The organism is Streptomyces speibonae (assembly GCF_984686075.1).
Genome location: NZ_OZ480260.1, coordinates 7,349,533 through 7,363,849, shown reverse-complemented (window position 1 = coordinate 7,363,849; position 14,317 = coordinate 7,349,533). Strand labels below are relative to the sequence as shown.

Annotated in this window: 1 protein-coding gene (cut by a window edge); it reads right to left on the bottom strand. The window is 76.7% G+C overall.

What is annotated here, in order from left to right; all coding sequences use genetic code 11:
• Positions 1 to 14,317, bottom strand: the 5' portion of a protein-coding gene (locus tag AC5L3C_RS33255) for an SDR family NAD(P)-dependent oxidoreductase (protein WP_493652828.1). The gene continues 1,826 nt to the left of window position 1, outside the view; only the first 14,317 of its 16,143 coding nucleotides appear in the window; its start codon is at positions 14,315 to 14,317; the stop codon falls past the left edge of the window.

Genomic DNA, 14,317 nt, shown 5'->3' with positions numbered 1-14,317 from the left:
GCACCGGGTGCGGGCCGGTCTCGACGAACAGGGTGTGTCCGGTGCGCAGCAGCCGTTCGGTGGCCGCGTCGAAGGCGACCGGTTCGCGCAGGTTCCGGTACCAGTATTCGGCGTTCATCGCGGTGCCGTCGACGAAGTCCGCGGTGACGGTGGACAGCAGGGGGATCTCGCCCGGGGCGGGCCGGACACCGGCCAGTTCGGCGAGGAGTTCGTCCCGTACCTCCTCCACGGGGGCGGAGTGCGAGGCGTAGTCGACGGGGAGGCGCCTGGCCCGCAGGCCGCGGGCGTCGCAGTCGGCGAGGAGGGCGTCGAGCGCTTCGGGGTCGCCGGCGACGACGGCGGACGCGGGGCCGTTGACGGCGGCGATGCCGACGCGCCCGGGGTGGTTGTCCAGGAGGTCGTGGAGGGTGGGTTCGTCCGCGGCCACGGAGACCATGCCGCCCTTGCCCGCAAGTGAACGGCCAATGGCCCGGCTGCGCAGCGCCACGGTCTTCGCGCCGTCCGTCAGGGTCAGGACTCCGGCCACCACGGCTGCGGCGATCTCGCCCTGCGAGTGGCCCACGACGGCGTCGGGGTGGACGCCGTAGGAGCGCCAGAGCGCGGCGAGCGAGACCATGACGGCGAAGAGGGCCGGCTGGACGACGTCGACGCGGGCCAGGGCCGTTTCGTCCGCGAGGACCTCGCGCAGGGACCAGTCCGTGTACGGGGCGAGGGCCTCGGCGCAGGCGTCCAGACGGGCCGCGAACTCCGGTTCGGTGCCGGCGAGTTCCAGCGCCATGCCGGTCCACTGGGTGCCCTGGCCGGGGAAGACGAACACCGTGCGGCCAAAGCCGGCTTCACCCAGGACGGCGTTCGGCGCGGCCTCGGGCGCGGCGAGGGCGGAGATCAGGGCGTCGCGGTCGGGGCCCAGGACGGCCAGGCGCCGCTCGAAGGAGGTCCGGCCGGCCAGCGTGCGGGCGGCGTCGGCGGCGGGCACGTCGGTGTCGCGCAGCAGCCGGTGCAATCGTGCGGCCTGTTCGCGCAGGGCTCCGGCGGTGCGGGCGGACAGCAGCAGGGGTGCCGCGTGGTCCGGGGCGGCGGGTGCGGGTGTCTCGTCCGCTTCCGGCTGTTCCAGGACGACGTGGGCGTTGGTGCCGCTCATGCCGAACGCCGACACACCGGCCCGGCGCGGTCCCGTCCAGGGGCGGGCCTCGGTGAGGAGCCGGACGTTGCCGCCGCTCCAGTCGACCTTGGTGCTGGGCCGCTCGGCGTGCAGGGTCCTGGGCAGGGTGCCGTGCCGCATCGCCAGCACCGTCTTGATGATCGCGGCGACGCCCGCGGCGGCCTGGGTGTGGCCGATGTTGGACTTCACGGAGCCCAGCCACAGCGGTTCCTCGCGGTCCTGCCCGTAGGTGGCCAGCAGTGCCTGTGCCTCGATCGGGTCGCCGAGGGTGGTGCCGGTACCGTGCGCCTCGACGAGCTGCACGTCGGCCGGTTCGAGCCGGGCGTTGGCCAGTGCCTGGCGGATGACGCGCTGCTGGGCGAGGCCGTTGGGCGCGGTCAGGCCGTTGGACGAGCCGTCCTGGTTGACGGCCGAGCCGCGGATCACGGCGAGCACCGGGTGGCCGTTGCGGCGGGCGTCCGACAGCCGCTCGACGACGAGCACGCCGACGCCCTCCGACCAGCCGGTTCCGTCGGCCTCCTCGGCGAACGACCGGCACCGGCCGTCGGCGGACAGTCCGCGCTGCCGGCTGAACTCCACGAAGACGTCGGGGGACGCCATCACGGCGGCGCCGCCGACCAGGGCGTAGGCGCACTCGCCCGAGCGCAGGGACTGGCCGGCCAGGTGGAGCGCCACGAGGGAGGAGGAGCAGGCCGTCTCCACGGTGACGGCGGGGCCCTCGGTGCCGAGCGTGTAGGCGATGCGGCCGGAGGCCACGCTGGTGACGGTGCCGCTGAGCAGGTGGCCCTCGACGCCGTCGGCGGATCCGCTGCCGTAGCCCTGTGCGGCGGCGCCGACGAAGACGCCGCCGCGGGTGCCGCGCAGCGAGGCCGGGTCGATGCCCGCCCGTTCCAGTGCCTCCCAGGACGTCTCCAGGAGCAGCCGCTGCTGGGGGTCCATGGCCAGTGCCTCGCGCGGGGAGATGCCGAAGAAGGAGGCGTCGAAGGCGCCGACGTCGTGGAGGAAGCCGCCGCCGCGGGCGTAGAAGGTGCCCTTGTGGTCGGGGTCGGGGTGGTAGAGCCGCTCCAGGTCCCAGCCGCGTTCGGCGGGGAGGGGGCCGATGGCGTCCTCGCCGTCGGCGACCAGCCGCCACAGGTCCTCGGGCGAGGCCACGCCGCCGGGGAAGCGGCAGGCCATGGAGACGATCGCCAGCGGTTCGCCGTCGGCCGCCCGCGGGACCTCGGCGGCGGCCGTGCGCTCCTCGGCGCCCGGTGCGGTGGCGCCGAGTCCGGCGTACAGCCGGCCGGCCAGGTCCGTGACGGTGGGGTGGTCGAAGATCTCGGTGACGGGCAGCCGTACCCCGGTGGCCTCCACCAGGCGGTTGCGCAGTTCCACGGCGGTCAGGGAGTCGAAGCCCAGGTCGCGGAAGGCGCGGTCGGCGGCGACACCGTCGGCGGTGTCGTGGCCGAGGACGGCCGCGACGTGGTCGCGGACCAGGTCGCGGACCGCCTGCTCGCGGCGCGCGGCGGGCAGTCCCGCGAGCTGGGCGGCGAACGCGGATCGCGGGGGCTGCGGGTCCTGTGCCCGGCCCGCCAGGACGGCCCGCACCTCGGGCAGGTCCTCGATGAGCGGGCGCGGGCGCGCGGCGGTGTAGGCGAGGGCGAACTCCTCCCAGTGGACGTCGGCGACGGCGACCGCGGCGTCCGGTCCTGCGGCCAGGGCGCGCAGGGCGGCGACGGCGGCGGCGGGGGCCAGGGCGGCGAGGCCGCGGCGGCGCAGCCGGTCCAGCGCCTCGTCGTCGGCCATGCCGCCGCCCGCCCAGGGGCCCCAGGCGACGGAGACGGCGGTGAGCCCGCGGGCCCGGCGCCGGGCGGCCAGCGCGTCCAGGTGGGCGTTGGCGGCGGCGTAGGCGCCCTGTCCCGCGCTGCCCCAGACGCCGGCGATGGAGGAGAACAGCACGAACGCGTCCAGCGGGGTGTCGCCGAGCAGGTCGTCCAGGTGACGGGCGCCCAGCACCTTGGCCGCCGCGGTCTCGCCGAGCGCGGCCACGCTGTCGTCGTCGAAGGAGCCGGGGCCCAGTGCGCCCGCGGTGTGCACGACGGCGGTGGGCGGGTGTGCCGCCAACAGCGCTGCGACGGCGTCGCGGTCCGTCATGTCGCACGCCTCGACGGTGACTTGGACCCCGAGGGCGGCCAGTTCGTCGCGCAGGGCGTCGGCGCCGGGCGCGGCCGGGCCTCGGCGGCCGGCGAGCACCAGGTGCTCGGCGCCGTGCCGGGCCAGGTGCAGCGCGACATGGCGGCCGAGGGCGCCGGTGCCGCCGGTGACCAGGATCGTGCCGCGCGGCTGCCAGAGCGGGCCGTCCTGGGGGGCGGGGGCGCGTTCCAGGCGGCGGGCGCGGACGCCTTCGGCGCGGATCGCGATCTGGTCCTCGTCGCCGCCGCCGGTGACGGCGGCGCCCAGCCGGGTCAGCGCCCCGGAGTCGACGTCGGCGGGCAGGTCGGCCAGGCCGCCCCACAGCCCGGGCCGTTCGAGGCCGAGGACCTGGCCGAGCCCCCAGGTCTGCGCCTGCTCGGGCCGTGCCGTGTCCCGGTCCCGGTCCACGGTGACCGCGTTCTGCGTCACCAGCCACAGCGGGGCGTCGAGGGCGGCGTCGGACAGTGCCTGAGCGGCGGTCAGGGTACCGGCCAGGCCGGCCGGGACGGCCGGGTGGGCGGGGTGCGGCCGCTCGTCGAGCGCGAGCAGCGACAGTACGCCGGAGACCTGGCCGGCTCCGGCCGCGTCCCGCAACTTCCGGGCGAGCGCGGCCCGTTCGGTGCCGGCCGGGACGGGGACGACGGGGGTGCCGCGTTCGCGGAGCCAGGCGCGGCAGGCGGCGAGCGCGGGGGTGGCGTCCTCGGCGTCGGGGACCAGGGCGAGCCAGGTGTGGTCCGGTGCGCCCGTGTTTGCGGGCTCGGCCGGTTTCGTCCAGCCGATGCGGTAGCGCCACCGGTCGGCGGCCGGGGTCGCGGCCGGTGCGTGCGGCCAGAACCGCCGGTGCTGGAAGGGGTAGGTCGGCAGTGCGCGCCGGACGGCTCCCGTGGGGGCGAACAGCGCCTTCCAGTCGGGTCCGGCGCCGGTGGTGTGCAGGCGGGCCACGGCGGCCAGCAGGGTGTGCTCCTCGGGCCGGCCGTCGCGCAGCAGGGACACCGCGAGCGGGTCCTCCTCGGGGAGGCAGTCGGGAACCATGCCGCTGAGCACACCGTCGGGACCGAGTTCCACGAATGTGGTGGTGCCGGCGGTGCGCAGGGTGCGTACGGCGTCGGCGAACCGGACGGTGGCCCGGGCCTGACGGGCCCAGTAGGCGGGCGAGCACGCCTCCTCGGGCGTGAGTTCGGCGCCCGTCACGGTGGAGACCACGGGGATGCACGGCGCCGCGTAGGAGAGGCCGGCCGCGATCCGCTCGTACTCGGCGAGCATGCCGTCCAGGTGCGGGGAGTGGAAGGCGTGCGAGGTGCGCAGCAGCTTGGTCCTGCGGCCCTGCGCACGCCAGTGCTGTGCGAGGGCGTCGATCGCGTCGGCGTCGCCGGAGAGCACCACGGACCCGGGGGCGTTGACGGCCGCCACGGCGACCTCGTCCCCGTGGGCGGCGAGCGGGCCGGCCGCCTCCTCGGCGGACGCCTGGACGGCGAGCATGGCGCCGTCGGCGCGCTGGGCCTGCATCAGCCGTCCGCGCGCGGTGACCAGGACGGCGGCGTCGGCGAGCGTGAGGACGCCGGCGGCGTGGGCGGCGGCCAGTTCACCGATGGAGTGGCCGGCGAGCCTCCCCGGGTGCACGCCCCACTCCCGCAGCGTGCGGAAGAGGGCGGTCTCGAGGGCGAACAGCGCGGGCTGGGCGTACTCGGTGCGCTCCAGGGCCTCGGCGTCCTCGTGGACGACCTGGCGCAGCGGCCGGTCGAGGTGCCGGTCCAGCTCCGCGCAGACCTCGTCGTAGGAGGCGGCGAAGGCGGGGACGCGGGCGTACAGTTCCGCGCCCATGCCGGGGCGCTGGCTGCCCTGCCCGGTGAAGAGGAAGGCCACCGGCCCGGCGGCGTCGTCGCCGGCGGTGCCCTCGAAGAGGCCGGCCGAGGGGCGGCCGTCGGCGAGCGCGCCGAGCGCACGCACCAGGGCGTCGCGGTCCTCGGCGAGCACGACGGCCCGGTCGGGCAGTGCGGCGCGGGTGGTGGCCAGCGAGTACGCGATGTCCGTCAGCGCGTCGTCGGACGGTGACTCGCTCCGCAGGAGCGACAGCATGCTCGCGGCCTGGGCGCGCAGGGCGGGGCGGCCCTTGGCGGCGAGCGGGAAGAGCCGGGCGCCGGTGGCGGACCGTCCCCCGGTGGTCCCGGGGTTCGGCGCGTCCCGCGGGCCGGGTTCCCGGAACTCCTGGAACAGGGCATGCGCGTTGGTGCCGCTGATGCCGAACGCGGACACGCCGAACCGGCGCGGCGCCCCGGCCGCGGGCTGCCAGGGCCGCGCCTCGGTCAGCGGCCGTACGGCTCCCGCGGTCCAGTCGACGACGTCGGAGGGGGTGTCCAGATGCAGGGACCGCGGGAGGACGCCGTGCCGCATCGCCATGATCATCTTGATGACGCCGGCGACGCCCGCGGCGGCCTGGGTGTGGCCGATGTTGGACTTCACCGAGCCCAGATGCAGGGGCCGGTCCGGCTCGCGGTGCCGCCCGTAGGCCGCGATCAGTGCCTGCGCCTCGATGGGGTCGCCGAGGCGGGTGCCGGTGCCGTGGCCCTCGACCGCGTCCACCTCGTCGGCGCGCAGGCCGGCCTCGGCCAGGGCGGCCGTGATGACCCGCCGCTGCGAGGGGCCGTTCGGGGCGGCCAGGCCGTTGCTGGCGCCGTCCTGGTTGACCGCGCTGCCGCGCACCAGCGCGAGCACCTGGTGTCCGTTGCGCCGGGCGTCCGACAGCCGCTCCAGGAGCAGCAGTCCGGCGCCCTCGCCCCAGGCGGTGCCGTCCGCGGAGGCGGCGTACGCCTTGGCGCGCCCGTCGGGGGCGATGCCGCGCTGCCGGCTGAACGACAGGAACAGGCCGGGCGTGGACATCACGGTGACACCGCCGGCCAGCGCCAGGTCGCACTCGCCGCGCCGCAGCGACTGGCAGGCCAGGTGGAGGGCGACCAGCGAGGACGAGCAGGCGGTGTCGACCGTGACGGCGGGCCCCTCCAGGCCGAGGGCGTAGGAGATGCGGCCGGAGACGACACTGGCCGCGGCGCCGGTGCTGCCGTAACCCTCGCTGTCGGCGTGGTCCCCGGGCGCGGCTGCGAGCAGCGCCGGGTAGTCCTGCCCGTTGGTGCCGGCGAAGACGGCCGTACGGCTGCCGCGCAGTGTGGTCGGGTCCAGGCCGGCGCGCTCCAGCAGCTCCCAGGACGTCTCGAGGAGCACGCGCTGCTGCGGGTCCATGGCGAGCGCCTCGCGCGGGGAGATGCCGAAGAAGTCGGCGTCGAAGCCGGCGGCGTCGTCGAGGAAGGCGCCCTCGCGCACGTAGGTGGTGCCCGGGTGGGCCGGGTCGGGGTGGTACAGCCCGTCCAGGTCCCAGCCGCGGTCGGCGGGGAAGGCGCCGACGGTGTCGGTGCCCTCGCCGACGATCCGCCAGAGGTCCTCAGGGGTGCGTACGCCGCCGGGGAAGCGGCAGCTCATGGCGACGACGGCGATCGGGTCGTGGTCGGGCCCGGCCGGCCCGGGCACGGGGTCCGGACCGGGTGCGGCGCCCGGCGGGCCGGCCAGTTCGGTGCGCAGGTGGCGCACCAGGGCGGCCGGGGTCGGGTGGTCGTACACCAGGGTGGCGGGCAGGTGCAGTCCGGTCGCGGCGCCCAGCCGGTTGCGGATCTCCACGCCGGTCAGCGAGTCGAGGCCGAGTTCCTTGAACGTGCGCTCCGCCGGGACGGCATCGGCGCCGGTGTGGCCGAGCACGGTGGCGACGTGGGAGCGCACCACGTCCAGCAGGATGCGGCCGCGCTCATCCTCGCCGGCCGCGGCCAGCCGCCGGGCGAGCGCGGTGCCGGCCGTGCCGCCTTCCTCGGCGGCGGTGGCCGCGGCCGCGCGGATGCGCCGTACCTCGGGCACGCCGTGCAGCAGGGGCCGGGCGCGGGAGGCGGTGAACGCCAGGAAGAACCGGTCCCAGTCGATGTCCGCCACGGTGAGGCAGGTCTCGTCGTCCGCGACGGCCCGCTCCATCGCGGTCAGGGCGTCCCCGGGGTCCATGGCGAGCAGGCCGTGCCGGGCCAGCAGACCGCCGACGCCGGTCCGGGCGGCCATGCCCGCGCCCGCCCAGGGGCCGAAGGCGACGGAGGTCGCCGCGAGCCCTTCGGCGCGGCGCTCCTCGGCGAGGGCGTCCAGGAAGGCGTTGCCCGGGGCGTAGTTGCCCTGACCGGGGACGCCGAAGGTGGCGGCCACGGAGGAGAACAGCACGAACGCGTCCAGGCCGAGCGTCCGGGTCAGCTCGTGCAGATGCCGTGCGCCGGCCAGCTTCGGGCGCAGCGCCCGCTCGATCTGCTCCGGGCGCAGCGCCGCCACCGTGTCGTCGTCCAGGACGGCGGCGGTGTGCACGACGGCGGTGAGGGGGTGTTCCGGCGGGACGGAGGCGAGCAGCGCCGCCAGGGCGTCGCGGTCGGCCACGTCGCAGGCGGCGATCGTGACGCGGGCGCCGCGCTCCTCCAGCTCACGGCGGAGCGCGTCCGCGCCGGGCGCCTGTCGCCCGGCGCGGCCGACGAGGAGCAGGTGGTCGGCGCCGCGGTCGGCGAGCCGCCGGGCGACGTGCGCGCCCAGGGCGCCGGTGCCGCCGGTGACGAGCGCGGTGCCGCGGGGTTCCCAGGCGCGGGCCCCTGGGCGGCCGCCCCGGGCCGCCCGGGTCAGCCGGCGCACGGACACGCCCGCCGCGCGCACGGCCGTCTGGTCCTCGGTCCCGTGGGCGGGCCCGGCCGGGCCGTCGGCGGGCAGGCCCGCGAGGACGGCGGCCAGCCGGGTGCGTGTGTCCTGGTCCAGGCGGGCGGGGAGGTCGACGAGACCGCCCCAGCGGTCGGCGTGTTCCAGGCCGACGACCCGGCCCAGGCCCCAGACCGGGGACTGCGCGGCGGCGGTGAGCCGGTCGGCGGCGTCCACGGCGACGGCGCCCCGGGTGGCCAGCCACAGCGGCGCGGTCAGGCCGGTGTCGCCGAGGGCCTGGACGAGCGCCACGGTGGCCACCAGGCCCGCGGGCGCGGCCGGGTGGCCGGGGCACGGCCGCTCGTCCAGGGCGAGCAGCGAGAGGACGCCCGCGACGGGGCCGTCGCCGGCCGCGTCACGCAGCCGCTCGGTGAGGGCGGCCCGGTCGGAGCCGGCGGCAACGGTCACGGTGGAGACGTCCGCGCCGTACGCGGCCGGAACGGCCGACACCCCGGCGGTGTACGTGTCCTCGGCGAGGTGCTCGGGCACCACGGCCAGCCAGTGTCCGGCCAGGGCGTCGGGAGCGGGTGCGCGGTCGGCGTCGGGCCGGTGGGTCCAGGTGACGTGGTAGCGCCAGGTGTCGGGGCCCGGCCGTGCGGGCGCGGCGGCGCGTGAGGTGTCGAGCCAGTACCGCCGGGGCTCGAACGGGTAGGTCGGCAGGTCCGTGCGGCGGGCGCCGCTGCCCTCGTACAGCGCCGTCCAGTCCACCGGCGCCCCGTGCACGTAGGCCTCGGCGAGGGAGGTGAGGAACCGTTCGGGGCCCCCGTCGTCCCGGCGCAGCGTGCACAGTACGGCCGCCGGGCGGTCGGGGGTGCGGTCGACGGTCCCGGAGATGCCCTGCAGGAGCACCGGGTGCGGGCTGATCTCGATGAAGAGCGCGGAGCCCGAGGAGAGCACGTCCGCCACGGCGGGGCCGAAGCGGACCGTGCCGCGCAGATTGCGGTACCAGTACGCGGCGTCGAGGCCCGTGCCGTCGAGCACCTCGCCGGTGACCGTGGAGAGGAACGGCACCGCGGCGCGGCGGGGCTCGATCCCCTCCAGTGCCCCGACGACCGCCTCGCGGATCTCCTCGACGTGCGCCGAGTGCGAGGCGTAGTCGACCGGGACGCGGCGGGCGCGGCAGCCCTCCTCCTCGCACGCGGCGAGGAGTTCGTCCAGCGCGTCCGGGTCGCCGGAGACGACGACGGTCCCGGGGCCGTTGACGGCGGCGACGGACAGCCGGCCGCCCCAGCGGGTGAGCCGGCGAGCGGCGGCCTCCTCCGGCTCGGCGAGGGACACCATGCCGCCGCGGCCGGCGAGGGCGCGCAGTGCCCGGCTGCGCAGGGCGACGACGCGTGCGCCGTCATCCAGCGAGAGGGCGCCGGCCACCACGGCCGCGGCGATCTCGCCCTGGGAGTGGCCGACGACCAGGTCGGGACGCACCCCGTGGGAGCGCCAGAGGGCGGCCAGGGAGACCATGACGGCGAACAGGGCGGGCTGCACGACGTCCACGCGGCGCAGCCGGGGCGCTCCGGGCTCGGCCAGAACCTCGGAGAGCGACCAGTCGACGTACGGTGCCAGGGCGTCCTCGCAGGCGCGCAGCCGCTCGGCGAAGACCGGTGCGGACCGGGCGAGTTCCAGCGCCATGCCGGCCCACTGGGAGCCCTGCCCGGGGAAGACGAAGACGGTCCTGGCGTCGGGCAGCGCGGTGCCGCGCACCACACCGGGCAGCGGCAGCCCGTCCCCGGGCGTGGCCTCGGCGAGCGGGCGCAGCCCGTCCTGGCCGGTGAGCAGCACCGCGCGTTCCTCGAACGCGGTCCGTCCGGCCGCCAGCGAGTAGCCGATGTCCACCGGGCGCGGCTGCGGGGCGGCGGCCAGATGCGCCGCGAGGCGGCCGGCCTGCCGGTGCAGGGCGGGGGCGTCCCGGGCGGTCAGGATCCAGGGCGGGGAGGCCGGCGCGGTGGCCGGGGTCCGGTGTGCTTTCCCGGGGGCGGTGGGCGGTGCCTCCTCGAGGATGACGTGGGCGTTGGTGCCGCTCACCCCGAACGACGAGACGCCGGCCCGGCGCGGGCGGTCCCCGGCCGGCCAGGGCGTGTTCTCCGTGAGCAGCCGCACCGCGCCGGCCGACCAGTCCACGCGGGACGACGGGGTACGGACGTGCAGGGTCGCGGGCAGCGTCGCGTGCCGCATCGCCTGCACCGTCTTGATGACTCCGGCGATACCGGCGGCGGCCTGGGTGTGGCCGATGTTGGACTTCAGCGAGCCAAGCAGGAGGGGTTCCTCGCGGTCCTGGCCGTAGGTGGCGAGCAGCGCCTCGGCCTCGATCGGGTCGCCCAGGACGGTGCCGGTGCCGTGGGCCTCGACGGCGTCCACGTCGGCGGCGGTCAGCCGTGCGTCGGCCAGGGCGGCGCGGATGACGCCCTCCTGGGACGGGCCGTGCGGCGCGGTCAGGCCGTTGGAGGCGCCGTCCTGGTTGACGGCGGTGCCGCGCACCAGCGCGAGCACCTGGTGTCCGTTGCGCCGGGCGTCCGACAGCCGCTCCAGCAGGAGTACGGCGACGCCTTCGCCCCAGCCGGTGCCGGTGGCGTCGTCGCTGAAGGCGCGGCAGCGGCCGTCGCGGGCGAGGCCGTTCTGCCGGCTGAACTCCATCAGCATGCCCGGGCCGGACATCACCGTGGCCCCGGCGGCCAGGGCGAGGGAGCACTCGCCGCCGCGCAGCGCGCGTGCGGCCATGTGGAGCGCCACCAGGGACGACGAGCAGGCGGTGTCGACGGTCACGGCCGGACCCTGCAGGCCGAAGGTGTAGGAGATGCGGCCCGAGGCGATGCTGCCGGCCCCGCCGACCAGGCCGTACCCCTCGGCCTCGGCCGGCAGCTCGTGCAGCCGGGGCAGGTAGTCCTGGCTCATGGCGCCGACGAAGACGCCGGTGGCGCTGCCCCGCAGGGTGGCGGGGACGATGCCGGCCCGTTCGAACGCCTCCCAGCCGGTCTCGAGCAGCAGCCGCTGCTGGGGGTCCATGGCGAGCGCCTCGCGCGGGGAGATGCCGAAGAAGCCGGCGTCGAAGTCGCCCGCCCTGTCCAGGAATCCGCCGAAGCCCGTATGGCTGGTCCCGTCGCCGTCGCCCTCGCCGCCGAGCAGGGCCCGGAGGTCCCAACCGCGGTCCTCGGGCAGGGGGCCGACGGCGTCCGTGCCGGACTCCACCAGTCGCCACAGGTCCTCGGGTGAGCGCACCCCGCCGGGGAGCCGGCAGCTCATGGCGACGATCGCGACGGGTTCGTCGGCCGGTGCGTCCGCCGGTGCGGCGGCGGGTGCCTCGGCGGGTGCGGGGGTCTCCTCGCCGTGCAGGGCACGGTGCAGGAAGGTCGCGACCGCTTCGACGGTGGGGTGGTTGTAGACCAGGGCCGCGGGCAGTCGCAGGCCCGTCGCCGCGGCCAGCCGGCCGCGCAGTTCCATCGAGGAGGTGGAGTCGAGGCCGAGGGCCTTGAAGGCCAGGCGGACGTCGACGTCGTCGGCGCCCGGATGGCCGAGGACGGCGGCGGCGTGGGACCGGACCAGCTCGGTCAGTGCGGGCAGCGTGGTGTCGGCGGGGGCCGTCGCCGCAGGGGCGGGCCCGGCGGCCCGGTCGAACCAGTAGGACCGCCTCTGGAACGGGTAGGTGGGCAGGGCGACGCGGGCGGCGCCGGTGAACCGCGGGGACCAGTCGACGGCGACGCCCTGGACGAACAGTTCGGCGGCCGAGCGTTGCAGCCGCTGTGCCCCTGCGTCGTCCCGGCGCAGCGTCCCGCCCGTGATCACGTCACCGGCGGTCGCGGCCACCGCCGAGGTCAGCACCGGATGGGCACTGACCTCGACGAACACACCGTGTCCGGTGTCCGCGAGGGTGCGTACGGCCGCCTCGAACTCGACGGTCCGGCGCAGGTTGCGGTACCAGTAGCGGGCGTCGAGCTCCGTGCCGTCCACCCAGTCCACGTGCACGGTCGAGAACAGCGGGATGCCCGCCGCGCGGGGGGTCACGTCCCGCAGGGCGTCCAGGACGTCCTGCTCGATCTCCTCCACCTGCGGGCAGTGGGAGGCGTACTCCACCGGCAGCCGGCGAGCCTCGACGTCCCGTTCCGCGGCACGTGCCTCCAGCTCCGCCAGTGCCTCCGGGGCGCCGGCGACCACGACCGACGAGGGACCGTTGACGGTGGCGACCGAGAGCTCGGGGCCGATCAGGGCGCGGACCTGGTCGGGCGGGAGTGGCAACGATGTCATGCCGCCGCGGCCGGCCAGGGCGCGCAGCGTCCTGGCGCGCAGGGCCACCACGCGCGCGCCGTCCTCCAGGGACAGGGCGCCCGCCACCACGGCGGCGGCGACCTCGCCCTGGGAATGGCCGAGCACCGCGTCGGGGACGACGCCCAGCCCCTGCCATGTCGCGGCGAGCGACACCATCACCGCCCACAGGGCCGGCTGGACGACCTCCGTGCGCGCCAGTGCGCCGGCGTCGCCGAGCGCATCGGCGAGGCGCCAGTCGGTGAAGGGTTCCAGGGCCTGCGCGCACTCGTCCATGCGGGCGGCGAAGACGGAGGACTCATCCATGAGCTGACGCGCCATGCCAACCCACTGCGCCCCCTGGCCGGGGAAGACGAACACCGTCCTGCCCACGGGTGTGGTGGCGTGTCCGGTGACCACGTCCTCGCCGGCCTCGCCCGCCGCCAGCGCCCGCAGGCCGGCGGTCCCCAGGGACACCGCACGGTGGTCGAAGAGGGTGCGGGACGACAGCAGGGAACCGCCGAGGTCGACGGGGTCGGTGCCGGGGCGGGCGTCGATCAGGTCGGCGAGCCGCGCGGCCTGTGCGCGCAGTGCGGCAGGGGTCCGCCCGGACACGACCAGGGGTACGGCGCCGCCGGGTGACGCGGTGGGTGCCGGGGTGGGTGCCGGGGTCCGCTCGGCGGAGGCCGGGACGGCGGACCCGTCGGGCACGTGGGCGGCCACCACCACGTGGCAGTTGGCACCGCCCAGGCCGAAGGAGCTGACGCCGGCGACCCGGCGGTCGTCGCGCCAGGAACGCGGTCCGGTGACCACCTGGAGGTTCAGTTCGCCGAGGGGGATGCCGGAGGGCGGCGCGTCGAAGTTGAGGCTGGCCGGGATGGTGCCGTGGCGCACCGCCAGGACGGTCTTGAGCAGACCGACGACACCGGCGGCGCTCTCCAGGTGACCGACGTTGGTCTTGGCCGAGCCGACGAGGAGGGGCGCGCCGGCCGGCCGCCCGGCGCCGGTCGAGGCGCCGAGGGCGGCCGCCTCGACGGGGTCGCCGGCCTTGGTGCCCGTGCCGTGCAGTTCGACGTAGTCGACGTCGGCGGGCGACACGCCGGCCGCCCGCTGGGCCAGTGCCACCACCTCGCGCTGTGCCGTGACGTCGGGCACGGTCAGCGCGCTGCCGTCGCCGTCGTGGTTGACGGCGCTGCCGAGGAGCACGGCGTGGACGGTGTCGCCGTCGGCGACGGCCCGGTCGAGCAGCTTCAGCAGCAACAGGCCGCCGCCCTCGCCACGCACATAGCCGTCCGCCCGCGCGTCGAAGGTGTGACAGCGTCCGGTCGGGGAGAGGGCGCCGACCCCCGCGGCGACCAGCGCGGTGTCGAGTGCCAGGTTGAGGCTGACGCCGCCGGCCAGCGCGGTGACGGACTCGCCGCTGCGCAGGCTCCGCCCGGCGAGATGCACGGCGACCAGCGACGACGACTGGCCGGTGTCGACGAGCTGGCTCGGGCCGCGCAGGCCGAGGGTGTACGAGAGCCGGTTGGCGATGAGGGCCCGCTGGGTGCCGGCCAGCGTGTGGTGCGTGATCGCGGTGGCCGACTGCCGCCGCAGCGTGGCGTAGTCGTCCCCGCCCGCGCCGATGAACACGCCGGTGCGGGTGCCCGCGAGCGCGGCGGGCAGCAGACCCGCGTGCTCGACGGCCTCCCAGCCCAGTTCCAGAGCGAGCCGCTGCTGCGGGTCCATCGCGGCGGCTTCGCGGGGCGAGACGCCGAAGAAGGCCGCGTCGAAGGCGTCGGGGTGCTCGATGAATCCGCCCCATCGCGCGCTCGCGGCGTGCGGGGTCGCGGCGGCGTCGAGCTGGGCGGCCGTCCAGCGGTCCGCCGGCGCTTCGGTGATGGCGTGCCGTCCGTCGAGCAGCAGCCGCCAGAAGGCGTCGGGGTCGGGCGCTCCGGGCAGACGGCACGAATAGCCGATGACCGCGATGGCATCCTGCGACGGGACCGTTCTGGTCAA